Genomic DNA, 24,401 nt, shown 5'->3' with positions numbered 1-24,401 from the left:
GCAGGATTAATACCACAAAATGTCAATTACAGCACTGTTTTTTAAAATTCACATATCTATTTCACCACATTAAAACCAGATTTAACGGAATACCAGACAATCAATATCCAGCAACCGCTTTGTCAGACAAAAAATTAGGCTATCAATTCGAAGGTTTATGCTTTAATTTTGCTCATCTTTCCCCTATCCTTAGAGCTATTTCATTAAAGCATCACAGACACTTAAAATCTGGGTATACGACTATGACAATAAAGCGGACCAAAAATATTAATCACGACACATTCCGTAAAGCCTGGCGCAGTTATCGCCTTGCGCCTGTGGCAATGGCTGTCAGTGCGGTTTTCATGTTATCTGCCTGTGAACAGAGTGATGAAACCGTCTCTCTTTACATGAATGCAGATGATTGTTCTCAGGCAAACCCATCACAAAGTGAACAATGTAATCTGACTTACAACAACGCGTTGAAAGAAGCGGAAAAAACAGCGCCTAAATATGCGACCAAAGAAGACTGCATCGCTGAGTTTGGTGAAGCACAATGTACTCAGGCTCCGGCACAGGCGGGCCTTGGCAGCAGTGCATCGGATGGCTCCAGCACAGCTGCGAATAGCAATGCACAAGCCCAACCGCAGCAAAGTGGCAGCTTCTGGATGCCTCTGATGGCAGGTTTTATGATGGGGCGTCTGATGGGCGGCGGCGCAGCACCATCACAACCGCTGTTTAGCTCCAAATCTGCCACCAGCCCGGCAAACGGTAAATTTGTTGATGCGACAGGCAAAAGCTATGGCCCTGCTACTGCTGGTGGCCGTTCCATGACGGTTCCTAAAACCGCTATGGCGCCAAAACCCGCCACGACAACAACTGTCACCCGTGGCGGTTTCGGTGACTCTGTTGCAAAACAGTCAACCATGCAACGCAGTTCCTCTTCTGGCTCCACTTCACGTTCAATGGGGGGCTAATCACGGATGAAACGCATTGCTATTACTGAGCGCCCGGACTGGCGCGAGAAAGCGACAGAATATGGTTTTAATTTTCACACCATGCATGGCGAGCCATACTGGTGTGAAGATGCTTATTACCAGTTTTCTCTTGCTCAAATTGAAGAAATCGAGAATACCACTGCCGAGTTGCATCAGATGTGTTTGCAAGTGGTAGAAAAAGTCATCGACAGTGAAGAGCTGTTGACTAAATTCCAGATCCCAAAACATTGCTGGGATTTTGTCCGCAGTTCCTGGATTACCAGCCAGCCGTCACTCTATTCCCGGTTGGATTTGGCTTACGATGGTAAAAGCCCGGCAAAACTGTTGGAAAATAATGCCGATACGCCAACTTCACTGTATGAATCTGCTTTTTTCCAATGGATCTGGTTGGAAGATCAGATGAATACCGGTTTGTTGCCAGCACATGCCGATCAATTCAACAGCATGCAAGAGCAGTTGATTGAACGCTTTGCTCAGTTGCGTGATGAACATGGTTTTGGCTTACTGCACATGGCCTGCTGTCAAGATACGCAAGAAGATCGCGGTACCATTCAGTACTTACAGGATTGCGCGCTGGAAGCCGGTGTCCCGACTGAATTCTTGTTTATCGAAGAGATCGGTCTGGGTGAGAAAGGCCAGTTTACTGATCTGCAAGACCAGGTGATCAGCAATCTGTTCAAACTCTATCCTTGGGAGATGATGTTTCGTGAGATTTTCGCCACCAAACTGGAAGATGCCGGCGTTCGCTGGTTAGAACCTGCCTGGAAGAGCATTATCTCTAACAAAGCATTACTGCCAATGTTATGGAAGATGTTTCCGAATCATCCAAACCTGTTACCCGCTTATTTTGCTGATGATAACCATCCAGCAATGGACAGCTATGTTATTAAGCCACTGTTCTCACGGGAAGGGGCGAATATCCGTATCATTGAGAATGGTAAGGAAATTGCCAGTGCTGATGGTCCTTACGGTAAAGAAGGCATGATCGTTCAGCAATTCCATACACTGCCAAAATTCGGTGACAGTTATACGTTGATTGGTAGCTGGTTGGTCAATGATCAGCCTTGTGGTATTGGTTTGCGTGAAGACCGTGAACTGATAACCCAGGATTTATCCCGCTTCTATCCGCACATTATTTTGGATTAATATCCAGACAAGGGAGGAATAAGAAAGATCGTAAAATACCGCAAATTCCTCCCTTGAAAATCCGATGAAAAAACATTGTACCCTTACAAGCTTATAAAAAAAGGATAAATAATATGGCGAACACAATATATTTAACCATCACAGGTAAAAAGCAAGGGCTGATATCCAGCGGTTGTTCTACCTATGATTCTATCGGCAATAAATATCAAACTGGTCATGAAAATGAAATTTATGTCTACTCATTTGACCATGATATCAGCAGAGAACAAAATGTTAATCACTCACCTATCTCAATCACTAAGCCAATAGACAAATCCTCGCCGCTATTAGGCATAGCAATATCAGAAAACGAATCAATAAATTGCAGATTAGATTTTTACAGAACATCAAATAATGGTTCTCAAGAAAAATATTATTCAATTGAAATCATGCATGCATCGATAACCAATATATCTACCCATTATCCCAATTCACTTACCCATAATGATGCACAACCCTATGAGATTATATCCATTGCCTATGGAAATATAACTTGGAAACACCATATCGCAGGTACATCAGGATATAGCATATGGGATGAAAGGGTTAGTTGAAATTAATATTTTGGGGAGTAATCCCCAAATAATCCAAATCATTTTATTTCTTTTGAAAAGGCCAATACCAAACATTCTTGATTAAAAACATTAATTCCTTAATAATATCTGTTAATAACCAGAGCTTATTAAAGTCATTTAACACTTTCAGAAAAGGTCAATCCTAAGCAATTCTCTTTCTTTTCACTTCCAACTACAGGCGATTTTGACAGCATAAAAGCATCGTCATATATAGTTTCAGCGCCTTTTATATACCATATGTTATCATTATTTACTGTATAACCAGTTGATTTTATATAATTAACGATTTCATTATAGTTATTCGCCATACGTTTCAAATCACAAAAATAAACAGAGCTATATATAGGTGATGATTCATCATTCGGATAATATTCAAAAAAATAATCCAGAGAAATACGCGGGACTTCTTTTATTTTTTTATGCGTAAGCAGATGATATTTTAAGAAGTCATTTTCTTTATAAATAACATTAGGCATCATAAATAAACACTAATAAAAGTAAATATTATCACCGTTATTACCACTGTTAACTTATTCATAATTTCGACCCATAAAAATTTTATATCCATAATTAATTATAAAAAACCTTAATAAAACCACTATATTACATCCATCATAAAACACCATGTATAAAATAAAATCGCTCGTTAAAATTATAACTTATAAAACAAAAGAAATAATTAAAATTATTTAATCTCTTTTGAAAAGATCAATTCTAAACATTCCTTTTTATTAAAAATAACTTTATCCAAGATAAAATACACATCATCTTTTGAGCTATCTTTATATAACAACGAATTATTTCTTGATATAAAAAAACCATTTTCATTTATATAATGAACCAGTTCATTATAACTGGAGTTTATATCTTTTAAATCACAGAAATAAATGGTGCTTCTTTGTGGTGATGTTTCATCATTCGGCGAGTATTCGAAAACATAATTTTCTGATACACGGGGAGAGTTCCTTATCTCATTATAAGTTAATAAATTATATTTAAAAAAATCTTTCTCACTATAAAATACATTAGGCATTGATAAAAACCACCACCCCCAAAAGATAAGAACGAAGAAAAAAAATACGAAAAAAAAATAATGTTCTCACAACTTAACCTCATAAGAAGCTATTGGCTTTACATGACTTATAACAATATTTTTCTCATAAGAAGAAAAAGGTTTAATTGTATTTAAATAATATGGCAAATTCTTCTTATACGGAAAAGCATTGTTAGGGTACCTCTCCGGATCAGGAAAAACCCAAGGTCTTAACTCTTTATTCTTATACTTACCTACAGGACCGTAATAATCCCATATTTTATATGCATACTCTTTAGATTTGGGTTTTATTAAAGACATATAATCCCTTGGTTGCACTGATTTATAAAAACCCAATAAATTTGAAATTAAATCTTCACAACTAAACCCACTGTCAGTAATATTTGAAAAAACAAAATTTGACTGTAACTCTTCGAACTCTAACGATACACAATACATCATTGAAAATGCAATGGATTTTTTCACTTCAATAGGCAACCCTTTTTTTACCATCCATTGAGCATGAATTGATGATTTAAAAATGTATTTACTCATACCTTGAGCATAATTAACCAGAAAGTACCCTTTCATAAAAGGAGAACTACTTTTCTCAGCAAAGAATCTGACTATTATTGATGCCATAGTGGTCAATAACGATTATTGGAAGTTCTTATGTCCATATCAGCAAAACAGACGATTACCGCGCAGATACCTATCAAACTAGCTACAGCCATAAACGATTTAGCCAAAGAGTTAGACCGCTCAAAGTCGCGGATCATTAAAGAGGCTCTTACCTCAATGATTGAGGAACGTGAACGTCGCCACCAAATGATTTTGTCTGGCCTTACGGATGTCGATACAGGCCGTATTGTTAGCCATTCAGATGTTATTAATTTCACATCCAAGCTGAAAACATGATAAGCATGGAAGTTTATTGGACACTTAAAGCTCAAGATGATTTGGAACGTATCTACCTCAACAAAGCCTACATCCATTAATTTATGGCTGATATATCGGTCTTATATCAATCCGAGAATATCAGGTTTCTCCGTTGTTGATGCCAGCGCCAACAAGCTTGACCTCCCATAATAAGCACACCTCCCAACCAGCGATCCAGAGGAAAACTCTCTATCCAATCCCGCTTATTAGCCAGTAATTCCCGGCCAAACTGCGTCAGCATCAATGTTGAAGACGCAGAGTCAAAATATATTGCCGGTTCTGGTGCAAGGCACAGATTATCAATAATGACATCAAGCATAATATCGCCCAGCCACGGCAGAGGTTCATTATGCTCAGTGAGTTGCTGAAATAATTGCTTATTTGTATGAGGCTGTTCTGCCAGTCAGACAGAAAAGGGAAAGCCATACGGCATACCGTTTCAATGATCATGGGCGCAGCCCTTTCCGCGGACAAGGTGGCGATGATCTCGCCACCGGGGATCCTAACAAAAGGGTAAAAAACTTCAATCAATACAGCACAAAAATTGACTATTTAACCAACCCGTACAGATAACATACTCAATGACCCGGACACAATGCCATCGACAGGAATAGAAACCACCTCTTTTCTATCCCACGTTCCCATGACATACAGCAATGGCAAAAAGTGTTCAGGAGAGGGATTGGATAACTGACCATCTTCTCTGTCCAATGCATGAACCAAAGGATAAGGCTGCTCATTGCTGGCAAGGTTATCACGCACATAATGGTTAAATGTTTCTGCCCAAGGGTACGGTTCAGCATTAGGTTCCTGCCGCTTCATGGCACGAAGGTTGTGTACCACATTACCACTTCCCAGGATCAACACACCTTCATCTCGCAAAGTAGCCAGCTTTTTCCCTAATTCATAGTGATACGTCGCTGGCTTAGCGTCATCTATACTCAACTGCACCACAGGAATATTGGCCTGAGGATACATCTTAATCAGAATGCCCCAAGTCCCGTGATCTAATCCCCATTGATGGTGATCGGCATAAACCGCCACAGGTTCCAGTATTTCTTGCACTAAAGCGGCCAGCTCAGGTAATCCCTTTGCCGGATACTGAGTTTCATGCAATTCCTGTGGAAAGCCACGAAAATCATGGATAGTCTTCGGCTGAGTCATGGCAGTTACAACAGTGCCATTAGTGTACCAATGAGCAGAAATCACCAGAATCGCTCTGGGGACAGGCAACCTTTCGCCAAGCTCACGCCAGGCGTTGGTATAACGATTTTCTTCCAGTACATTCATTGGGCTGCCATGACCAACAAACAGAGCTGGCATTCTGGAAATATTCATACGACCTCCCATACCAAATATAGATAATTTTAATACTTGCAGAGAGATTACGCCTTTCAGACAGGCAAAACAGTGTGCCAATGGTGATGGATTTATTCAAAAAAACTGAAAACCACAGCTTGTGCAAACTGTGGTTTAGGTAAATATATGTGCGTTATAACCGATATTTCAGCCGATTATCAGATGATTACGTTTCAACTGGCTTTCTGATCTACTGCCTGACGATAAGCCACCAAATCTTCAATGGTTACCACCGGCATATTATGCAATTTCGCAAATTGGACCACTTCAGGAGTACGCGCCATTGAACCGTCATCATTGGTCAATTCACACAACACACCTGCTGGCTTGAAACCTGCCAAACTGACCAAATCAATTGTCGCTTCAGTATGTCCCTGACGGGCCAGGACACCACCAAGCTGTGCGCGCAGTGGAAAAACATGGCCCGGACGGTTCAAATCACTTGGCTTCGCATGATCCGCAATCGCTGCACGAATGGTTGTGATACGGTCAGCCGCAGAAACACCAGTTGTCACACCCTGAGCAGCCTCAATGGTTACAGTAAAAGCAGTCTGGAACGGACTGGAATTATTTTCCACCATCATGGGCAATTGCAATTGCCGGCGGCGGTCCTCTGTCAGGCACAAGCAGACAATACCGCTGCCATGACGGATAGTCAGTGCCATTTGCTCTACGGTCATCGTTTCGGCCGCAAAGATAATATCACCTTCATTTTCACGATCTTCATTATCCAGCACCATCACACCGCCGCCATCCCGTAAAGCGTCGATAGCGCGTTCAACACGTTCTGATGATGTGCCGTATTCAGAAAGTAGCGTCTGATTCATGGTAAAAAACCTCATTAAAATTTATGGATTACCAGAATCAGGGCAGTCTTGAGGAGTTCTCACTATGACACCACATCGTAACATTAATATTATTAATATAACGTTCGCATACCATAGCCGGAACAACAGGCGGGCAAAAAGCCCGACAGATGCCGTTATTCTCTCCCATCCGGACTATAACCGTCGGCTCCAGAATTACACTGGATCTGCTGACCTCCGATTTATCATAAAGATAACTACAAACGGAGCGCTCGCGGGCTTCACCTAGTCACCCGTAAGATGACCTGATGTTTACCGCCGGTGGGGACTTTCACCCCGCCCTGAGATAAGCCAGCAAACTATAACGCTAATATTTACCGGGGGCAATCAACAAAATCAGATGTGAAACCTGGCTCACAATGGTTTGTGGTTTTACCATCTGGTATTACACTATCGGAGATTATTTATGTCATAAAAAGGATTCATCATGCTCGATCCCAAAAAAATTGAACAAATTGCCCGCCAAATCCAGGATTCCTTACCAAAGGGAGTTAAAGAGTTTGGTGACGATATAGAGAAGAAATTACGGATGATTTTGCAATCCCAGCTTGGCAAACTTGATTTAGTTAACCGCGAAGAATTTGATATTCAAACTCAGGTTCTGCTGCGTACCCGTGAAAAATTAACGGCGATGGAGCAGCGTTTAAATGAATTAGAGGCGAAGCTTGAAGATAAGAATACGCCATATGGTAATAACTTAATAAAAGAAGAGTAATGGGCAAGTTAATTGCTAATTAACTTCGACACCATTTTATCTCATTGCCATTCAATTAAAGGTGATCGTTAAAACGGTCACCAAATTCAAATAGAAACACGCAAAGCATATATCGTCAGCCCAAATACACCTGATTGATATCTTGACGCTTCTGGGGTTTTAGATTTCTCCCGAATTAGGCGAAAATTTACGGCGACTTTTATTAATTCCATGCATTGAGAGCGATTAATTGGCTATTTTATGTGATGCGAATCACATTTTTGTCATGTTCATATGATAAATATCGTGATCTCATGGTCATAAAATACAGAGTGCGAAATGCTCTGTTATTCATTTCCTCTCGACTCAACGGGAAGTTGTTTATTGTTCTCTCAAATGCCACGTATTAAGTGACTGGGTTTTCCGCTTGCATTTTTTACTACGGAACAGGCTGGCACTGTCTTTGTATTCAGCGCCATCAGGTTGAAACACCGGCTCGGTAATATGAAGAAGCGTTTTGCTGCGCGATTAAAAAAACAAAACGTGATTACTCACTTAATGGCCGCTGTCGTCATTACCCCGTTTCAGAATTATGCAAGGGTTCAAATATGGATGGATCAGTCTTTACCTGTCGGATTGGCTCACTATCCCAAACAACCTTTCAGTGTTATGGAGTTTAAGGAGAAATAAGTATGGCAATATCCAACAGCGGCAAGATGTGCCCGGCCGTCACCTCAATTAACTGTACGATGGAAATCGGGATCTTTCCCGCCGATGAAGACCCCTGTTATCTGGCGGAAAAAGCTGAATATGCCCTGCGTCTGCCGGCAATGATTATCACTAAGCAGGGTGCCATCCGTTTTCTTAATCAAATCATTATGAGCGGGTTGATTAATATTGGCGAGTGTGAAATTGGCTACCGCCTGATAATTCACGGAGAAAATGATGAAAACTGTAGATTACTTTGCCCGGTTGAGATCACAACTGACCTCTTTTCTTTTTATCAATGGCGATGGACTGACCGTTTCCCGCCTGGGTCTCTCAATTACCCTGTTTTTTAAACAGGGTTACACGCAGGAGAAAAAACAGTGCGTTCTGGCCTGTTACCGCCGCTTTCGGGAGGAGTTTGGTACTCACCTGCGTTTTCACCGTCATGAGCTGAAAGGGTTAAAAAAATATTCACCGGAAAATATTGCCAAAGTGGAAGAGGGCATGACCCGATTTATGGCATGGCTGGACTTTCTGTGTGAACAGCTCGAACCCGACAGTGGAGACTGTGGTTACTGTTCGATCTTACCCAAAGATTACTATGACTATTTTCCCCTGGAGTACCAGTTAGCGCAACGCTACCCCTCCCTGCAAGTGAACTCGGCAGTGCATACAGCCAAATTACAGTATGAACATTCCATCCGTGGCATTAAAATTGGATCACTCTGCTGTCCAAACGCTTTGTAGGGAAATTGGGTGGGGAACATTGGATACGCGCAATGCTGGCCCGCTACACCGATGTGGTCATTAGCTCTTACCGCGATGGTCTGATGATACGCGCAGGGAAATATCCGGATCTGACCCCGCTGCCGGGCAGTGTCCCGGAGAGTTATTTTGCCATTAACCAGCTGATACGCCCGATACGGGTGAGTCCCCGTGAAGGGCATTCTCTGCATTTTTATGGTGCCGGTCATTTTACTACAGCGTCCACACTGGCCTGGTATGCCCGCTATGACCGTGGACCTTTGCATGTGACCCCACTGAGAGGCGGCAATCCTGCGCTAGTCAGCGGATTCTGGCGAACCGACAGCATTCCTGGCAAGCAATATTTCTTTGCTCAGGGCGCGATGGCTTTTGATGTTCAGGGCGCGGAGTCAGGCACAACGATTTGGCATTTAATACGCGAAGCGGAAAATACAACGGAGTAAATAATGCGAAGTATAGTAGAAGGAAAAAAAATTATCCTTAAAGGTGATACCACAACAACCGGAGGCGATGTTTTAAATGGTTCCGGCTTAGTCAACCAACAACTGGCGGTTGCCCGTAAAGGCGATCCGGTATTTTGTCCCGCCTGTAAACAAACCGGGGCTATTGCGGAAGGCTCCAATTTGTTCAATATACAGGGAATACCTGTTGCACTGGAGGGACACCGGGTTAATTGTGGTTGTTCGACCGGTGCCTGCCGATTAAAGGTGCGGTCATAAATATCACATTCTCAGGCCCTTAATTGAAATACCCATAAAACCAGAGCAGGTTTCAAACTGTGATTAAAAGCTATTGTTTTAATTTATGGTTTCTAATCGGTATAACGTTTTCACCGTTGTTTTTACCGCTTTTAACACCTGCTTTTTATTAAGTTTAATCATCATTAGCGATCGTGTTTTACGTTTAACAAATGCTAATCATATCCACTTTTTATCTTTACTGACGCTGTTTTACCCGCAGTTTTAATAAGTCACCACCCTTTATTTTGTCTTCATAAATCAATAAGTAAATAGCCTGATGAGATAAAAACATCCCTTGTTTTTTCTCGGATAATCCACCTCATTTTCAGAGCTTAAATCCTGCTGGATTAACCGTTTTATCCCTTTTTTATTACATTATTTTTTCAGTTTTCTTCATAAAATAACCGGCGAGAAAACGTTTTAATACCCGTTTATTCGGGTAATACTCTTCTCCATGCGGATTTATTTTAAACTCATTTTTAATGGCCAATGATTTTCGATTAAACTCAATTAACTCTCCTGCTGAAAAGTTTCATTGAGTTAAATCCGATTTTAATATTAAAGCCTTAATGCTTTTGTATTCGCGCTTTTAAATAATTATGGAAAATGGAATCCTGCCCTGAGTTTTATGATAGGCAGTGTTTAAACTGTTATTAAATGCTATTGTTTTAATTTATGGTTTTAATCGGCATAACGTTTTCACCGTTGTTTTTACCACTTTTAATACCTGATTTTTATGAAGTTTAATCATCATCGGATATTGTGTTTTCCCTTTTTTCATCACCGTCATATCGTTTACGATTAAGATTTACTGGCAATCCTGAGTGGTTTTCATCGGTTAATCCTTTTTATTTTTTCTCCATAAATCAACCAGTAAATAACCTGATGAGATAAAAATACCCTTGCTTTTTCTCGGATAATCCGCCCCATTTTCAGGGTTTAAATCCTGCCGGATTAACCATTTTATCCCTTTTTTATTACATTATTTTTTCAGTTTTCTTCATAAAATAACCGGCGAGAAAGCGTTTTAATCCCCGTTTATTCGGGTAATATTCTTCTCCATGCGGATTTCTTTTCAACTCGCTTTTAATGGTTAATGATTTTCGATTAAATGCCATTAACGCTCCTGCTGAAAAGTTTCATTGAGTTAAATCCGCCTTTGATATTAATGCTTTTATATTCGCGCTTTTAAATGATTATGGCAAATTAGGTAAATGTAAAATAAGTGGAGTATAAAATGGCTGCTAAATGAATTAAAAAACAAAGTAAAATCCCGCCCTGTACAAAACCATGCCGCTGGAGTGTCGCTAATTCTTCACTCCAATCGGCATACTCCTGCCAGTACCTTATTTCCCAGCAAACTCCGTTTTATAAAACATTATTCACTGCTTTTTAATCGCGTTAATGATATTGGTTGTTGAAATACCGTTTTCAAAGTTCAGCACTTTGACTTCACCACCCGCAGCCCAAACTTCTTCACTGCCAGCAATCTCTTCAAGCTTATAGTCTCCACCTTTCACCAATACATCCGGCAGAACATCCGTAATCAAACGGCGTGGTGTATCTTCTTCAAACGGAACAACCCAATCCACAGCCCCCAGCGCCGATAGCACTATCATTCGTTGTTCCAGTGGATTGACAGGACGGGTTTCACCTTTCAGCCGCTTAGTTGATGCATCACTGTTAACGGCGACAATCAACCGATCACCCAGTTTACGAGCATGTTCCAAATAAGAGACATGACCCGCATGTAGAATGTCGAAACAGCCATTAGTCATCACAATCTTTTCGCCACGCTGGCGAGCATAAGCCACTGCCTGCTTAAGCTGAAATTCACTCATAACACCAAAACCGGTTTCAGCACGGCCACGGACAGCATTCTCCAGTTCAACCGGCGAAACCGTTGAAGTCCCCAATTTGCCAACCACAACACCTGCGGCAGCGTTCGCCAGGAAACAGGCTTCATTCAGTGGCTTTCCAGCCGCCATCGCCGTTGCCAACACACCAATCACCGTATCGCCGGCACCAGTCACATCAAACACTTCCTGCGCCAGTGTTGGCAAATGCAGTGGCGGATGATCAACACTCAACAAACTCATCCCCTGTTCGGAACGGGTAATCAGTAATGCCTGAAGATCCAAGTCCTTAACCAGTTTAGTGCCCTTATCAATCAGTTCGTCGTTATCTTTGCAGTGGCCTACCACCGCTTCAAATTCAGACAAATTCGGCGTTAGCAAAGTTGCGCCACGATAGCGTTCAAAATCACTCCCTTTCGGATCGATTAACACCGGTACGTTGGCATCATTTGCCAGTTTGATCATCTTTTGAACCTGACTCAACGCGCCTTTAGCATAGTCAGACAGAACCAATGCGCCGATATGAGGTAACGCTTGTTCAATGCGCTCAAGTATCGGTTGCGCATCAACGTTATCGAAACCTTCTTCAAAATCCAGGCGGATTAACTGCTGGTTACGGGAAAGTATCCGCAGTTTGGTAATTGTCGGATGAGTCGGCACAGCAACAAAATTACAGCGCACTTTAAAACTACTCAGTTTTTCATCCAACGCACGCGCCGCATCATCAATCCCCGTCAAACCAACCAAATGTGAATTCGCCCCAAGGGCAGCAATATTCATAGCAACGTTAGCCGCCCCTCCCGGACGTTCTTCAATGGTATTGACTTTGACGACAGGTACCGGGGCTTCCGGTGAAATCCGGCTGGTTGGTCCATACCAATAGCGGTCTAACATCACATCTCCGACAACTAAAACTTCTGCACGGTGAAAATCCGGGAGTGTCACTTTCATCCTTTGCTCCAAATATCAGATATCAACAGGTGCCAAATATTACCATAAGCCAGTAAAATCCATGCACCAAACCGCTATAACCCGTTATTGTTCACCCAACCATTGTTGCCAGCTATGACCTATCTGTTCCTGCTGCTTACTGAAACAATTGGCTGATACCCGGCTGGAAAATTCCTGTAACGCCAAATGATGCAATTCATCACGCATGGAGACATAAGCCTGAGTCAACGCGGCAGCTTCATCTTCATCCATAATTCCATAAGTCGCCATTAACTCAAAAATCCGCACATTATCCGACCAACGCGTCAAGCGTTCATTTTCAGGGGCGTAACGCAGTACCAGATACTGAGCAATAAATTCGATATCCGTGATCCCGCCAGGATCGGCTTTAATATCAAATTGATCTGAATAGCGGTTTCCCAAATGTTTATGCATCTTTTCTCGCATTTCCCGAACTTGCTGACGTAATAAAGCCGGTTCTCGTCCTGTGCATAATGTCTGATGGCGTATCCGTTCAAAATCCTGATGCAAATTTTCATCACCAAATACCATCCGGGCGCGTACCAATGCCTGATGTTCCCAAGTCCACGCTTCATTCTGCTGATAATCAGCAAATGCTCCGATGGTACTGACTAACATTCCTGATTCGCCCGAAGGTCGCAGGCGGACATCGACGTCATACAACACACCAGAGGAAGTTCGGGCACTGAACAGATGCATAATGCGTTGGGCAAGACGCAAATAAAATTGCCGGGCATCAATCGATCGATCACCCTCGGTCATGACATCCATTGGGCAATCCAACAAGAAAACCAAATCAAGATCAGAACCGTAACCCAGTTCCCATCCCCCTAGTTTGCCATAACCAATCACAGCAAATCCCAACCCTTGCCGCTGATTCAGATGTGATGGAACACCATAACGTTTTGCCATTTGTCCCCACGCCTGTTGAACCACCGCCTCAATAATTGCCTCTGCCAAATAAGTGAGATGATCACTCACTTTCATCACCGGCAACACGCCGGTGATATCCTCCGCCGCAATTCTCAGTAATTGCGCCTGTTTAAACTGGCGAAGAGCCTCTAATTGCTGCTCTTCATCATCTTCCGGTATTCGCAACAAATATTGCCGCAGTTCATCTTTATAGGCATTCAGAGGCAGCGGCTTATACAGAAATTGGGGATCAAGCAGCTCATCCAGCAACAAGGGGTGACGGGCAAGCTGAGTAGCAATCATCGGTGAAGCCGCACACAGTCGGATAACGTGTGTCAGTACGGCTTCTGATTCCAACATCAGTTCCAGATAAGTTGTGCGGCTGACAATACTCAACAACAATGGAATAACTCGCTCCAACACTGTATTGGCATCTTGTCGCAAACAGATTTTTACCAACAAACGTGGCATCAGATGATCGAGTACATCACGTCCACGAGGGCCAATGGTTCTTTTTCCCACATCCTGACGGAATAGAGCAATGACGTGTAATATCTGCTGTGCAACCAATTCATCCAGATGCGGAGCCAGTATGATTAACTCTTCTTTTTCGAGATTTTCCAGCCATAAGCTCTTAAATGGCACATGACCAGCTTCTTCTTCATTATTATCACTGTCATCACCAATTAATTGCGTGAAAATAATCCGAACAGCGCCCATCCTGCTGTTCAATTCAATCATCAACTCATCCCAGCTTTCAAATCCCATTCCCCACGTCAACCGTGAACGGTTCAGTTCATCTTCTGGCAACGTCTGAGTTTGCTGATCGTTAATTGACTGTAAAAGATTTTCCAGCCGCCGTAAAAAGAGGTAACTGTCAGCGAGTTGTTCTACCTGTGATGACGGCAAAAGTTCCAGTTTTTCTATTTTTTGAAGCGTGGGTAACAGAGCCGGAGATTGCAGACACCATTCACGGCCACCCCGAATAAGCTGGAATACTTGAGTGATAAATTCAATTTCACGGATACCACCCGCACCCAGTTTGATATTGTCTTTCAAACCACGGCGACGAACTTCACGTTCAATCATCCCTTTCATGTTTCTCAGGGACTGAATCACACTGAAATCAATATAACGGCGGAAGATAAACGGCCTTAACATCCGGCGTAATTCTTCGCAATACGATTCACTACCCGCGCCCATAATTCGCGCTTTAACCATCGCATAACGTTCCCAGTCACGCCCCTGTTCCTGATAATAATCCTCCAATGCGGCAAAACTGAATACCAGTGGACCACTGTCACCAAATGGACGCAAACGCATATCAACCCGATAAACAAAACCATCTACCGTTTGCTGATCGAGCACTTTGATAAGACGCTGCCCCAGACGGGTAAAAAACTGAGCGTTGTCCATTTCACGGCGGCCACCGCGGGTAATACCATTTTCAGGATAGGCAAAAATCAGATCAATATCGGAAGAGAAATTCAGCTCGCCACCACCCAGTTTCCCCATGCCCAGAATTAACAGAGGTTGTGGTTCGCCCTGCTCATTGCAAGGGGTTCCCCAATCACGACAGCAACGCGGATACAACCCGTCGCGAGCGGCAATAATCAGCGTTTCAGCCAACATACTGAGCTGTTGCAATGTCTCCTGAGTCGTACTGGTGTGCAGCACCTGTGACCAGGCAATTCTGACGAGAATTTTGTTCCGGAACTGACGCAAAACCCGCATCAGGGTATTTTCATCCTCTGCGGATGAAAGTACCTGTTGCAACCATTCAGCGTATTGATGCCACTCCCGCGCTTGCGGTGGATTCTGGCGGATTTCAGTTAACCATTCAGGGTGAATTTTAAGGTTTTCAGCAACAAAATCACTCAGTGATAACACAGCCTGCTCATGAGGAGCAAAAGCTTCAACACACAAAGCCAGCTCCTGAAAATGCTTAGTCACACTCGGTAACTGAGCCAAAAGCGGGGTTGAAAGTGGCAACATAGAGAATTCCTGTTATTCAAGCGGAGAGATGGATCAACCATATAGTCAGCGCCAGCTTACATTGCAAATAGCCTGAGCTGTAACACAGCGTTTCAGCCGTTGTTTCCGCTGCTGATAATTTCTGGTTGATCGCCGCTAATTGACCATCCAACTGTTCCGGCCTGCTTGCCGGCTCATTGCAATATTCAAACGCCCGCTGAACTAAAGTCAATACTTGCTGCAAGCCATCCCGATTTTCTGACAAGCCAGTCAGCCAGCGCTCTTCCTGCTCTTGCCAATGAGCCAATATTGACGAAAGTACAGAAGGTAATGACTGCTGCATATCAATTTCTACCGGTACTTGAGGCAAAACTGTTTTTGGTTTTCCTTGGGCTAACTGATAGCCACGAGCAGCTTTACTTTTATTTCCCTGTCGCAAGCCGTCTGATTTTGCCAACTCAACGGCCAACACTAATACATCCGCTACAGTTCCTTGTTTCAGCTCCAATTCAAACTCACAAATGGGTTCTTTGCGGCCTGCCGCGATGATTTCTCCCTGATCGAGCACAACTTCAATCTCACTTTGCCCGTAAGTAACCACCCACTTCTCCCGCATAAAGTCAGTGCTGAATAACGCATTTAAACGGGATTGCAACGCTTCCACATCACAGTTTTCAGGCCAGATATGAGGTGGAAACAACGTCAACGCCAGTTCCGGCTTTAACAATGGCACATTATATTCCGGCCGTTGATGCAACCCGCCGATCACTTCCCCCGCTGTTTTGATTGTCATCTCATATTGATCATCAAAACCACGGATACGCAGCCCCATATCAAGACCGCGCAGTTGGTTATCCGCTGTTTCAAAATAGATATTGGTCAGTTTCTGAGGAGCAAAGTAGTGATGAGGTAATAACAATAATTGCTGACGAATGACAGGAATAGCCAGCGGTCTGGCGATAAGTTTTAATTCAATTTCTACACTCATTATCTGCACCATTGATGACAATTTTTGGTCATCATCTTACCGCGATTTCGCTTTTTTCTACGACTGCGTGAAAAAATTAAAATTTTCTCTTTGCTGAAAGTTATGATAGTAATTGATAAAACATGCTCTGTTAAACAAACAACCAGTAAGCCCCGTATTCGACCCGTTAAGATAGTTCCTATTTTGGTTTACTGTTTGCTCTAGCAAATTTAACTCTTTACTATCAAATTCTAAACTCACCATAGATAAAGAATAGTTGAAATCACAATGCGAAAATTACCTTTACTTCTTACGGCGCTATTAAGCCTAAGCTTTTCGCTTACTACCCAAGCGGAAGAAAAACGCTATGTATCTGATGAGTTATCTACCTACACGCACGCTGGACCAGGTAACAAATATCGCATCACCGGCACGCTGAATGCCGGTGATGAAGTCACATTGATAAGTGTCAACCGGGACAGTAATTACGCTCAGGTGAAAGATGATAAGGGCCGTATTGTCTGGCTGCCTGTTAACCAGCTCAGTGATAAACCAAGCTTGCGCACCCGCCTCCCGGAGATGGAGCAAGAAATCAAAATACTAACGGATAAGTTAGCCAATATAGACAATAGCTGGAATCAGCGCACTGCCGACATGCAACAAAACGTTTCAAACAGTAGTGACATTATTGCAAGGCTGAAAAAAGAAAATGAGCATTTAAAAAATAAACTGATTGTGGCAGAGAAAAAACTTGATGCTGCAAATCTGCAACTTGATGACAAACAACGTAATATCATTCTGCAATGGTTTATGTACGGCGGCGGTGTTGCAGGTGCGGGTTTAATTTTAGGGCTGTTACTACCACATATGGTTCCGCGCCGTAAACGTAATGACCGTTGGATGAATTGATAAGGAATATTCAGGTGAGAATCTATCTGGTTGGCGGCGCAGTACGCGACCGCCTACTAAACTTTCCTGTGAGAGAACGGGATTGGGTTGTTGTTGGTGGGACACCGGAAGAATTATTGTCTCAAGGATATCAGCAAGTTGGCAGAGATTTTCCGGTGTTCCTGCATCCCAAAAACCATGAAGAGTATGCGCTGGCACGCACTGAGAGGAAATCCGGCCCGGGATATACGGGTTTTACCTGTTACGCCGCACCAGATGTCACACTGGAAGATGATTTGTTGCGCCGTGATCTGACCATTAACGCGATTGCTCAAACATTCGAAGGCGAACTTGTCGATCCTTACCGAGGGGTTGATGACTTAAATAATCGTATCTTGCGCCATGTTTCCGATGCTTTCTCTGAAGATCCACTGAGAGTATTACGAGTAGCCCGCTTTGCGGCCCGTTTCGCCCATGTGGGATTTACCATCGCACCAGAAACATTAACGTTAATGTCAAAAATGACAACTAACGGAGAGTTATCAGCACTCACACCGGAACGTGTCTGGAAAGAGACAGAAAAAGCCCTTTCCACCCATTCACCACAAGTTTTTTTTCAGGTTTTGCGTGATTGTGGTGCATTGGCGGTATTGTTTCCTGAAATTGATAATCTGTTTGGCGTTCCCGCACCGGAGAAGTGGCATCCTGAGATTGATACCGGTATTCACACATTGATGGTACTGAAAGTTGTCGCTGATCTGACAGACGAAATAGATAGCCGTTTTGCTGCCTTATGCCATGATCTTGGCAAAGGACTGACACCGCCAGAACAGTGGCCTCATCATTATGGACATGGCCCCGCAGGCGCTAAATTAGTCGATCAATTATGCCAACGTCTGCGTGTTCCTCATTCCGCCCGTGATTTGGCAAAACTGGTCGCTCAATATCATGACTTAGTGCATACCATCGATCAATTGCGGCCAAAAACATTGCTTAAATTGTTTGATTCCATTGATGCATGGCGTAAACCTCAGCGAATAGATCAGTTAATTATCACCAGCGAAGCAGATGCACGGGGTCGTACCGGTTTTGAAAATACCCCCTATCCACAAGGTCATTATCTGCAACAGGCATTTAAGGTTGCCAGCCAGGTCCAGGTGAAAAGTATTGTAGACAACGGCTTACGTGGTGCGGATATTGGTGATGAGTTACGACGCCAGCGTCAGCAAGCATTGGCTGAATGGAAGCAACAACAAGATTAATACTGTTGTCTGAAAGATCAAATATTCTGTGCATCCCCTGATATCAAACGTTGAATGATATCCGAATTAAATCGATATCAGGGGAATCATTCACTACATAAATACCCAGTAAACAGCGGCGGCGACAATAAAGCGGTAGATAGCAAATGGGATGAAAGACATACGCTTAATCAATGCCAGGAAGGTTTTAATTGCAATCAATGCGACAATAAATGCAGTAATAAAACCAACAGCAAACATTGGGATATCAGAAGCAGTCAAAAAATGCAGGCTCTTATATAAATCCAGCCCGCTCGCCCCCATCATCATCGGTACAGCCAGAATAAACGAGAACTCTGATGCGGTATAACGGTTAACCCCCATCAGCATTCCACCCGAAATTGTCGCGCCTGAACGGGAGAATCCCGGCCACAATGCCAGACACTGGAAGCAACCAATCATAAAAGCCTGGCGATAAGTAATATCATCCAGCCCTTCTGCTTTCGGTGTCTTAGGTTTCAGAATTTCTGCGATAATCAGTAACACACCGCCAATAATTAAGGCGTACATAACGCTCTGTGGGTTAAACAGCGATTTAATAGTATCGTGGAACAGCAATCCAAGCGTTACCGCAGGTAACATCGCCAAAAGAATGTGGCTCAGTTTCAGCTTGCCGTTGGTTTTACCTTCGTGAGGAACTTCACCAAAGTGAATACCAATTAACCCAAACAAACGACGCCAAAATACCACTACCACGGCAAGAATCGATCCAAGCTGGATAATAACTTCAAATGTTTCCGCTTTATCGCCGGTAAATCCCAGTAAATGACCCACGATGATCATATGACCCGTTGAGGAAACAGGAAGAAACTCAGTCAGCCCTTCAACAACACCAAGAATAAATGCATGAAACAAGGTAGAAAGGTCAGTCATATAGCGAGATCGCACTCCATTAAACAAATCTCCAAAACAGGTAACACAGATGAATCCAGCTACCATTTTTCCATTGCCATTAATCAATTGACATAATTATCACGCCTGGCAATGACGCATGCCAGCCTATGCAAGAATAATGACAATAATATGACAACTGAATTCACTGCTGATCGGATTATTTTTTTCTCTCAATAATAACACCAACCTGACGGGCCTGTGCCACCGCCCCCGGCTTACTGACTTTTATCCGTACCCACGGCGAATTAAAACGGTTTAATAACAGATTGGTCACCTCTTCCGCCACTCTTTCAACCAGAGCAAAACTCTGACTTTCTACGTGGTTGATAACCGCTTCGCTAACTTTAGCGTAATCCAGGCAATGTTCGACATTATCGCTGGAAGATGCGCGTTTATTATCCCATCCCATTTCGATATCGAACACTAACTTCTGTTTAATGGTCTGTTCCCAGTCGTAAACACCAATGGTGGTAATGACCGTTAATTCCTCAATAAATACGATATCCATCACGTCGCTTTCCTGTTTTTCAACTTGTCGGATACCACTTCCGACTAAATATGCGTATTATCCATGACTAGGCTAAGAAAACGACCATTATTATTGGAGAGACATTATGAGTGCTATCGCGCTTGGTATGATTATCTTCGCGTATCTTTGCGGTTCAATCTCCAGCGCAATACTTATCTGTCGGCTGGCTGGGCTGCCGGATCCCCGCCAGCATGGCTCAGGTAACCCAGGAGCGACAAATGTATTACGGATTGGTGGCCGCAGTACTGCGGCAGTGGTACTGATTTGTGATGTTCTGAAAGGTATGGTCCCAGTCTGGCTGGCTTATCAGCTTAATGTTCCCCCTTTCTATCTGGGAATTACGGCAATAGCTGCTTGTCTCGGCCATATTTATCCGATCTTTTTCCATTTTAAAGGCGGTAAGGGAGTAGCAACGGCTTTTGGTGCGATTGCCGCAATTGGCTGGGATCTGATGGGTTTGATGACAGGTACCTGGCTGTTGACGGTATTATTGAGTGGTTATTCCTCTCTAGGCGCAATTGTCAGCGCCTTGATAGCACCTTTCTATGTCTGGTGGTTTAAACCTGAATTTACTTTTCCGGTTGCTATGCTCTGCTGTCTGGTATTACTCCGTCACCATGATAATATCCAGCGCCTATGGCGCGGCCAGGAAAGTCGTATCTGGAACAAGCTCAAAAAGAAAAAAGAGATGACTGAAGAAGAAAAAATTCAGGCAGAGAAAGAGCAAGAAAAAGAAGATTAACGACATCGCCAAATAAAAAACCAGCTACTGATTAAGTGACTGGTTTTTTATTTCCACTATATAAAAGATTTATAATGCAGGTAACTCAGACAGTGGCCAGCGGGCTTTAACCGTCACACCAAGAGAGTCACTTACTCCGCTTTTCAGGCGTATCATACCGGCAAGCGCAATCATGGCTCCGTTATCTGTACAGAATTCAGGACGCGCATAAAATACTTCGCCGCCCAATTTTGCCATGACCTCTTTCATCCTGGTACGCAACGTGAGGTTGGCGCTGACGCCACCTGCCATTACCAGCCGCTTGAACCCGGTCTGCTCAAGCGCCCTTTTACATTTAATCGCTAATGTATCAACAACCGCATCTTCAAAAGCACGGGCAATATCCGCTCTGGTTTGCTCATCATCACTGTTGCTGCGAATCGTATTAGACGCAAAAGTTTTTAGTCCTGAAAAACTGAAATCCAGCCCTGGGCGATCTGTCATCGGACGAGGAAACACAAAACGTCCGGCTTCCCCTTTCTGAGCCATCTTGGAGAGTAACGGACCTCCCGGATAATCCAGACCCAGTAATTTAGCGGTTTTATCAAATGCTTCACCCGCGGCATCATCTATCGATTCACCAAGCAGCTCATATTCACCGATACCGGTTACGCTAATAAGCTGAGTGTGACCACCGGACACCAGCAAAGCCACAAACGGGAATTCAGGGCTATTATCTTCCAGCATCGGAGCCAGTAAATGCCCTTCCATATGATGGACAGGAATCGCAGGAACATCCCAGGCAAATGCCAGAGAACGGCCAATAGTCGCCCCTACCAACAATGCGCCAACCAGACCAGGACCCGCGGTATAAGCCACCGCATCAATATCTTTACGGGTTAATTCTGCCTCTTCCAAAGCCGCCTGAATCAAGGGAACTGTTTTGCGGATATGGTCACGTGAAGCAAGTTCAGGCACAACACCGCCGTAATCAGCATGCAATTTAATCTGACTGTATAATTGATTTGCTAATAAACCGGCTTGATCGTCATAAATTGCAATTCCGGTTTCATCGCAAGACGTTTCTATACCTAAAACTCGCATTACACTACCTATATTCCACAGAAGGGAGCCAGTTTATCATTAATAAGATAATTTGCGCGGTTTACATGCTGACTATTTTTACTGTTTAGTCTATAATCAGCGCCCTACGTAAAATCCCTGTGTGGTTATCTTCAATATTACGGAACTGACTGGCAAATTTCGCTGTAAGTCACCATGGTAATGTTGTTGTTTCAATTTGCTGCGGCGCTTTACAAAGCCGTGTTCATTGAAGTAAAATTCCGCACCATTTTAAGATGGCTGGCATCCCACGCCAGCAAGACCGATTTCTATTGAGGTGAGAGGCACATGCCGGTAATTAAAGTACGTGAAAACGAGCCATTCGACGTAGCACTGCGTCGCTTTAAGCGTTCCTGCGAAAAAGCAGGTGTATTAGCAGAAGTTCGCCGTCGTGAATTCTATGAAAAACCAACGACTGAACGTAAACGCGCTAAAGCTTCTGCTGTAAAACGTCACGCTAAAAAGCTGGCTCGTGAAAACGCACGCCGCACTCGTCTGTACTAATCCTTGCGGTTGACCCGCATAGTGATTGAATTTGCAGACAACAGTAGTTGCAGATAAGGGCCGTGCTTTCCGAAAGGGAGCGCGGCTTATTGTCGTTCATCAACAGGCGTAAAAAGGGCTTATGGCTGGACGAATTCCGCGCGCATTTATCAATGATTTATTAGCTCGTACCGATATTATCGACCTGATCGATGTTCGTGTGCCACTTAAAAAACAGGGTAAAAATCACCACGCGTGCTGTCCGTTTCATAATGAAAAGACACCTTCGTTTACTGTTAATAGCGATAAGCAATTTTATCATTGCTTTGGTTGTGGCGCTCACGGCAACGCTATCGATTTTCTGATGAATTACGATAGACTGGAGTTTGTCGAATCTATTGAAGAATTGGCTGCTATGCACGGGCTGGAAGTCCCTTATGAAACAGGTTCCGGCAGCAGTCAGATAGAACGCCACCAAAGACAAAATCTTTATCAACTGATGGATAAGCTCAACAGCTTCTATCAGAATTCACTAAATAGCCCCGCTGCACAGCAAGCCCGGCAATATCTGGCTCAACGTGGACTTAGTGAAGAGATTATCCACCGTTTCTTGATTGGCTTCGCTCCCGCTGGCTGGGATAACGCTTTGAAACGGTTTGGCCGCAGCACGGAAGATCGTCAACAGTTAAATGATGCCGGTATGTTGGTGTCAAATGATAATGGCCGTACTTATGACCGTTTCCGTGAACGAGTCATGTTTCCGATCCGTGACCGCAGGGGGCGCGTGATTGCATTTGGTGGACGGGTTCTGGGGGATGCGATCCCAAAATACCTCAACTCACCAGAAACTGAAATTTTTCATAAAGGCCGCCAGCTATACGGCCTCTATGAAGCACAACAAAATCACAGTGAACTTTCACGGTTATTAGTGGTTGAAGGTTATATGGACGTGGTGGCTCTGGCGCAGTTTGGTATTGATTATGCCGTTGCCTCGTTAGGTACTTCGACGACATCGGAGCATATTCAGTTACTTTTCCGCGCTACTGACAGCATTATCTGTTGTTACGATGGCGACAGAGCGGGACGTGACGCAGCATGGCGAGCCTTGGAAACAGCGCTGCCTTATCTTAATGATGGTAGGCAGTTACGTTTTATGTTTTTGCCTGATGGCGAAGATCCTGATTCACTAGTTCGTAAAGAAGGCCGTGAAGCATTTGAACAAAGAATGGAACAATCTCACACATTGTCTGAATTTCTGTTCGAATCGTTACTACCACAAGTTGACTTGAGTAATCCTGAAGGGAAAACAAAACTCAGTTCACTTTCTGTACCATTGATTAACCAGATCCCGGGAGAAACGCTGCGTCTCTATATGAGGCAAGAACTTGGCAATATGTTAGGTATTCCCGATGCAGTACAGTTGGAACGTTTATTACCACAGCGTCTGGAAAGTGGGAATAATTATCAGATGCCGCAGCTAAAACCGACAACTATGCGTATACTTATAGGACTGTTAGTACAAAACCCACACTTAGCCGCTTTAGTTCCCCCGCTACAGGGAATTATGCAGGCCAAAATTGCAGGCTTGCCATTGTTTATGGAGCTTGTAGAGGTTTGTCTTACTCAGCCAGGGCTGACAACTGGGCAGTTGCTAGAGCAATATCGTGACAATAAATTTAGTAAACAACTTGAAAAATTAGCTGCATGGAACGATATACAAATAGAAGAAATAGCAGAAAATACATTTCGTGACGCGTTGGATCATCTCGTTGATTCAGCATTGGAAGAACGTTTAGACATTCTTATCGCCAGGGCAAGAACCGAAGGCCTGACACCGGAAGAACGCGAAGAAGTTCGCTTGATTAATGAATCCCGTGCCAGAAAGTAAACACTGAATTCACGGCTTAAGTGCCGCATTAGGTAGGGAAATAACCCTACATT

At 43.4% G+C, this 24,401-nt stretch carries 25 protein-coding genes, 1 pseudogene and 1 riboswitch; of the genes and pseudogenes, 14 read left to right on the top strand and 12 right to left on the bottom strand.

Annotated features, from left to right (window positions below):
• The first annotated feature begins 242 nt into the window (after nucleotides 1-242).
• From C5470_RS07525 to C5470_RS07515, 3 genes are all read left to right on the top strand, one after another.
• Nucleotides 243-956 carry a DUF1190 family protein gene (locus C5470_RS07525; protein ID WP_166287348.1) on the top strand — a complete coding sequence of 238 codons (714 nt, stop codon included), beginning with the start codon at nucleotides 243-245 and terminating at the stop codon, nucleotides 954-956.
• 6 nt (nucleotides 957-962) lie between these two features.
• Nucleotides 963-2,123: a glutathionylspermidine synthase family protein gene (locus tag C5470_RS07520; protein ID WP_152962581.1), complete on the top strand. Its 1,161-nt coding sequence runs from the start codon at nucleotides 963-965 to the stop codon at nucleotides 2,121-2,123.
• Between the two features lie 113 nt (nucleotides 2,124-2,236).
• Nucleotides 2,237-2,716, top strand: coding sequence for an Hcp family type VI secretion system effector (locus tag C5470_RS07515; protein ID WP_021324148.1), 480 nt, complete (start codon nucleotides 2,237-2,239; stop codon nucleotides 2,714-2,716).
• 134 nt (nucleotides 2,717-2,850) lie between these two features.
• On the opposite strand, the gene C5470_RS07510 is transcribed toward C5470_RS07515, so the two are convergent.
• From C5470_RS07510 to C5470_RS07500, 3 genes are all read right to left on the bottom strand, one after another.
• The gene (locus C5470_RS07510) at nucleotides 2,851-3,216 is read right to left on the bottom strand and encodes a hypothetical protein (RefSeq protein WP_166287345.1); all 366 of its coding nucleotides are present in this window, start codon (nucleotides 3,214-3,216) and stop codon (nucleotides 2,851-2,853) included.
• A gap of 206 nt (nucleotides 3,217-3,422) precedes the next feature.
• Complete coding sequence (locus C5470_RS07505) at nucleotides 3,423-3,770, bottom strand: hypothetical protein (RefSeq protein WP_051477055.1); 348 nt, start codon at nucleotides 3,768-3,770, stop codon at nucleotides 3,423-3,425.
• Between the two features lie 66 nt (nucleotides 3,771-3,836).
• On the bottom strand, nucleotides 3,837-4,361 hold the full coding sequence (locus C5470_RS07500) for a hypothetical protein (protein WP_166287342.1): 525 nt from the start codon (nucleotides 4,359-4,361) through the stop codon (nucleotides 3,837-3,839).
• An 81-nt stretch (nucleotides 4,362-4,442) separates the two neighbouring features.
• Between C5470_RS07500 and C5470_RS07495 the strand changes: the two genes are divergently transcribed.
• Nucleotides 4,443-4,688 carry a CopG family ribbon-helix-helix protein gene (locus C5470_RS07495; protein WP_152962584.1) on the top strand — a complete coding sequence of 82 codons (246 nt, stop codon included), beginning with the start codon at nucleotides 4,443-4,445 and terminating at the stop codon, nucleotides 4,686-4,688.
• Between the two features lie 106 nt (nucleotides 4,689-4,794).
• Here the strand turns inward: C5470_RS07495 and C5470_RS07490 are convergent, their stop codons facing one another.
• The 3 genes from C5470_RS07490 to ribB form a co-directional block, all read right to left on the bottom strand.
• Nucleotides 4,795-5,028: a hypothetical protein gene (locus C5470_RS07490; protein ID WP_131601384.1), complete on the bottom strand. Its 234-nt coding sequence runs from the start codon at nucleotides 5,026-5,028 to the stop codon at nucleotides 4,795-4,797.
• Nucleotides 5,029-5,261: 233 nt separating this feature from the next.
• On the bottom strand, nucleotides 5,262-6,047 hold the full coding sequence (gene ygiD, locus C5470_RS07485; protein WP_166287340.1) for a 4,5-DOPA-extradiol-dioxygenase: 786 nt from the start codon (nucleotides 6,045-6,047) through the stop codon (nucleotides 5,262-5,264).
• 194 nt (nucleotides 6,048-6,241) lie between these two features.
• Nucleotides 6,242-6,895, bottom strand: coding sequence for a 3,4-dihydroxy-2-butanone-4-phosphate synthase (gene ribB / locus C5470_RS07480; RefSeq protein WP_166287338.1), 654 nt, complete (start codon nucleotides 6,893-6,895; stop codon nucleotides 6,242-6,244).
• Between the two features lie 153 nt (nucleotides 6,896-7,048).
• Nucleotides 7,049-7,226: riboswitch (FMN riboswitch) on the bottom strand.
• A gap of 135 nt (nucleotides 7,227-7,361) precedes the next feature.
• Between ribB and ubiK the strand changes: the two genes are divergently transcribed.
• From ubiK to C5470_RS07455, 5 genes and pseudogenes are all read left to right on the top strand, one after another.
• Nucleotides 7,362-7,649 carry a ubiquinone biosynthesis accessory factor UbiK gene (gene ubiK, locus C5470_RS07475; protein ID WP_152962587.1) on the top strand — a complete coding sequence of 96 codons (288 nt, stop codon included), beginning with the start codon at nucleotides 7,362-7,364 and terminating at the stop codon, nucleotides 7,647-7,649.
• Between the two features lie 483 nt (nucleotides 7,650-8,132).
• A complete protein-coding gene (locus C5470_RS07470; protein ID WP_036842267.1) occupies nucleotides 8,133-8,318 on the top strand; it encodes a hypothetical protein in 186 nt (61 codons plus the stop codon).
• 2 nt (nucleotides 8,319-8,320) lie between these two features.
• The gene (locus C5470_RS22695; RefSeq protein ID WP_241826121.1) at nucleotides 8,321-8,689 is read left to right on the top strand and encodes a hypothetical protein; all 369 of its coding nucleotides are present in this window, start codon (nucleotides 8,321-8,323) and stop codon (nucleotides 8,687-8,689) included.
• A pseudogene (locus C5470_RS07460) lies at nucleotides 8,574-9,544 on the top strand (type VI immunity family protein). The gene C5470_RS22695 and the pseudogene C5470_RS07460 overlap by 116 nt, the downstream one beginning before the upstream one ends.
• A gap of 3 nt (nucleotides 9,545-9,547) precedes the next feature.
• Nucleotides 9,548-9,820, top strand: coding sequence for a PAAR domain-containing protein (locus C5470_RS07455; RefSeq protein WP_166287335.1), 273 nt, complete (start codon nucleotides 9,548-9,550; stop codon nucleotides 9,818-9,820).
• Nucleotides 9,821-11,223: 1,403 nt separating this feature from the next.
• Here the strand turns inward: C5470_RS07455 and hldE are convergent.
• From hldE to C5470_RS07440, 3 genes are all read right to left on the bottom strand, one after another.
• Nucleotides 11,224-12,648: a bifunctional D-glycero-beta-D-manno-heptose-7-phosphate kinase/D-glycero-beta-D-manno-heptose 1-phosphate adenylyltransferase HldE gene (hldE, locus tag C5470_RS07450; RefSeq protein ID WP_166287332.1), complete on the bottom strand. Its 1,425-nt coding sequence runs from the start codon at nucleotides 12,646-12,648 to the stop codon at nucleotides 11,224-11,226.
• Nucleotides 12,649-12,732: 84 nt separating this feature from the next.
• On the bottom strand, nucleotides 12,733-15,576 hold the full coding sequence (gene glnE / locus C5470_RS07445) for a bifunctional [glutamate--ammonia ligase]-adenylyl-L-tyrosine phosphorylase/[glutamate--ammonia-ligase] adenylyltransferase (protein WP_166287329.1): 2,844 nt from the start codon (nucleotides 15,574-15,576) through the stop codon (nucleotides 12,733-12,735).
• Nucleotides 15,577-15,592: 16 nt separating this feature from the next.
• On the bottom strand, nucleotides 15,593-16,543 hold the full coding sequence (locus tag C5470_RS07440) for a CYTH domain-containing protein (protein ID WP_207626922.1): 951 nt from the start codon (nucleotides 16,541-16,543) through the stop codon (nucleotides 15,593-15,595).
• Nucleotides 16,544-16,810: 267 nt separating this feature from the next.
• On the opposite strand from C5470_RS07440, the gene C5470_RS07435 reads away from it, so the two are divergent.
• Together C5470_RS07435 and C5470_RS07430 are read left to right on the top strand one after the other, a co-directional pair.
• Nucleotides 16,811-17,431: a TIGR04211 family SH3 domain-containing protein gene (locus C5470_RS07435; RefSeq protein WP_166287326.1), complete on the top strand. Its 621-nt coding sequence runs from the start codon at nucleotides 16,811-16,813 to the stop codon at nucleotides 17,429-17,431.
• 14 nt (nucleotides 17,432-17,445) lie between these two features.
• On the top strand, nucleotides 17,446-18,672 hold the full coding sequence (locus C5470_RS07430) for a multifunctional CCA addition/repair protein (protein WP_166287323.1): 1,227 nt from the start codon (nucleotides 17,446-17,448) through the stop codon (nucleotides 18,670-18,672).
• Between the two features lie 93 nt (nucleotides 18,673-18,765).
• Here the strand turns inward: C5470_RS07430 and bacA are convergent, their stop codons facing one another.
• The gene (gene bacA, locus C5470_RS07425) at nucleotides 18,766-19,584 is read right to left on the bottom strand and encodes an undecaprenyl-diphosphate phosphatase (RefSeq protein WP_132355347.1); all 819 of its coding nucleotides are present in this window, start codon (nucleotides 19,582-19,584) and stop codon (nucleotides 18,766-18,768) included.
• Between the two features lie 178 nt (nucleotides 19,585-19,762).
• Nucleotides 19,763-20,113 carry a bifunctional dihydroneopterin aldolase/7,8-dihydroneopterin epimerase gene (gene folB / locus C5470_RS07420; RefSeq protein WP_166287372.1) on the bottom strand — a complete coding sequence of 117 codons (351 nt, stop codon included), beginning with the start codon at nucleotides 20,111-20,113 and terminating at the stop codon, nucleotides 19,763-19,765.
• A 106-nt stretch (nucleotides 20,114-20,219) separates the two neighbouring features.
• Here folB and plsY point away from each other — a divergent pair, with 106 nt between their 5' ends.
• A complete protein-coding gene (gene plsY, locus C5470_RS07415; protein ID WP_166287320.1) occupies nucleotides 20,220-20,876 on the top strand; it encodes a glycerol-3-phosphate 1-O-acyltransferase PlsY in 657 nt (218 codons plus the stop codon).
• Nucleotides 20,877-20,945: 69 nt separating this feature from the next.
• Here the strand turns inward: plsY and tsaD are convergent, their stop codons facing one another.
• Nucleotides 20,946-21,959: a tRNA (adenosine(37)-N6)-threonylcarbamoyltransferase complex transferase subunit TsaD gene (gene tsaD, locus C5470_RS07410; protein WP_166287317.1), complete on the bottom strand. Its 1,014-nt coding sequence runs from the start codon at nucleotides 21,957-21,959 to the stop codon at nucleotides 20,946-20,948.
• 306 nt (nucleotides 21,960-22,265) lie between these two features.
• Between tsaD and rpsU the strand changes: the two genes are divergently transcribed.
• Both rpsU and dnaG read left to right on the top strand, forming a co-directional pair.
• The gene (gene rpsU / locus C5470_RS07405; RefSeq protein WP_001144069.1) at nucleotides 22,266-22,481 is read left to right on the top strand and encodes a 30S ribosomal protein S21; all 216 of its coding nucleotides are present in this window, start codon (nucleotides 22,266-22,268) and stop codon (nucleotides 22,479-22,481) included.
• Between the two features lie 121 nt (nucleotides 22,482-22,602).
• Nucleotides 22,603-24,348, top strand: coding sequence for a DNA primase (gene dnaG / locus C5470_RS07400; RefSeq protein ID WP_166287255.1), 1,746 nt, complete (start codon nucleotides 22,603-22,605; stop codon nucleotides 24,346-24,348).
• The last annotated feature ends 53 nt before the right edge of the window (nucleotides 24,349-24,401 follow it).

This window comes from Photorhabdus stackebrandtii (assembly GCF_011189495.1).
GTDB lineage: Bacteria > Pseudomonadota > Gammaproteobacteria > Enterobacterales > Enterobacteriaceae > Photorhabdus > Photorhabdus khanii.
This window is presented reverse-complemented; position numbering and strand designations above follow the sequence as displayed.

Bases quoted from the DNA above. Each gene is read 5' to 3' on its own strand.
- C5470_RS07525 (WP_166287348.1), top strand. From the start codon at position 243: ATGACAATAAAGCGGACCAAAAATATTAATCACGACACATTCCGTAAA.
- C5470_RS07520 (WP_152962581.1), top strand. From the start codon at position 963: ATGAAACGCATTGCTATTACTGAGCGCCCGGACTGGCGCGAGAAAGCG.
- C5470_RS07515 (WP_021324148.1), top strand. From the start codon at position 2,237: ATGGCGAACACAATATATTTAACCATCACAGGTAAAAAGCAAGGGCTG.
- C5470_RS07510 (WP_166287345.1), bottom strand. From the start codon at position 3,216: ATGATGCCTAATGTTATTTATAAAGAAAATGACTTCTTAAAATATCAT.
- C5470_RS07505 (WP_051477055.1), bottom strand. From the start codon at position 3,770: ATGCCTAATGTATTTTATAGTGAGAAAGATTTTTTTAAATATAATTTA.
- C5470_RS07500 (WP_166287342.1), bottom strand. From the start codon at position 4,361: ATGAAAGGGTACTTTCTGGTTAATTATGCTCAAGGTATGAGTAAATAC.
- C5470_RS07495 (WP_152962584.1), top strand. From the start codon at position 4,443: ATGTCCATATCAGCAAAACAGACGATTACCGCGCAGATACCTATCAAA.
- C5470_RS07490 (WP_131601384.1), bottom strand. From the start codon at position 5,028: ATGCTTGATGTCATTATTGATAATCTGTGCCTTGCACCAGAACCGGCA.
- ygiD (WP_166287340.1), bottom strand. From the start codon at position 6,047: ATGAATATTTCCAGAATGCCAGCTCTGTTTGTTGGTCATGGCAGCCCA.
- ribB (WP_166287338.1), bottom strand. From the start codon at position 6,895: ATGAATCAGACGCTACTTTCTGAATACGGCACATCATCAGAACGTGTT.
- ubiK (WP_152962587.1), top strand. From the start codon at position 7,362: ATGCTCGATCCCAAAAAAATTGAACAAATTGCCCGCCAAATCCAGGAT.
- C5470_RS07470 (WP_036842267.1), top strand. From the start codon at position 8,133: ATGAAGAAGCGTTTTGCTGCGCGATTAAAAAAACAAAACGTGATTACT.
- C5470_RS22695 (WP_241826121.1), top strand. From the start codon at position 8,321: ATGGCAATATCCAACAGCGGCAAGATGTGCCCGGCCGTCACCTCAATT.
- C5470_RS07455 (WP_166287335.1), top strand. From the start codon at position 9,548: ATGCGAAGTATAGTAGAAGGAAAAAAAATTATCCTTAAAGGTGATACC.
- hldE (WP_166287332.1), bottom strand. From the start codon at position 12,648: ATGAAAGTGACACTCCCGGATTTTCACCGTGCAGAAGTTTTAGTTGTC.
- glnE (WP_166287329.1), bottom strand. From the start codon at position 15,576: ATGTTGCCACTTTCAACCCCGCTTTTGGCTCAGTTACCGAGTGTGACT.
- C5470_RS07440 (WP_207626922.1), bottom strand. From the start codon at position 16,543: ATGAGTGTAGAAATTGAATTAAAACTTATCGCCAGACCGCTGGCTATT.
- C5470_RS07435 (WP_166287326.1), top strand. From the start codon at position 16,811: ATGCGAAAATTACCTTTACTTCTTACGGCGCTATTAAGCCTAAGCTTT.
- bacA (WP_132355347.1), bottom strand. From the start codon at position 19,584: ATGACTGACCTTTCTACCTTGTTTCATGCATTTATTCTTGGTGTTGTT.
- folB (WP_166287372.1), bottom strand. From the start codon at position 20,113: ATGGATATCGTATTTATTGAGGAATTAACGGTCATTACCACCATTGGT.
- plsY (WP_166287320.1), top strand. From the start codon at position 20,220: ATGAGTGCTATCGCGCTTGGTATGATTATCTTCGCGTATCTTTGCGGT.
- tsaD (WP_166287317.1), bottom strand. From the start codon at position 21,959: ATGCGAGTTTTAGGTATAGAAACGTCTTGCGATGAAACCGGAATTGCA.
- rpsU (WP_001144069.1), top strand. From the start codon at position 22,266: ATGCCGGTAATTAAAGTACGTGAAAACGAGCCATTCGACGTAGCACTG.
- dnaG (WP_166287255.1), top strand. From the start codon at position 22,603: ATGGCTGGACGAATTCCGCGCGCATTTATCAATGATTTATTAGCTCGT.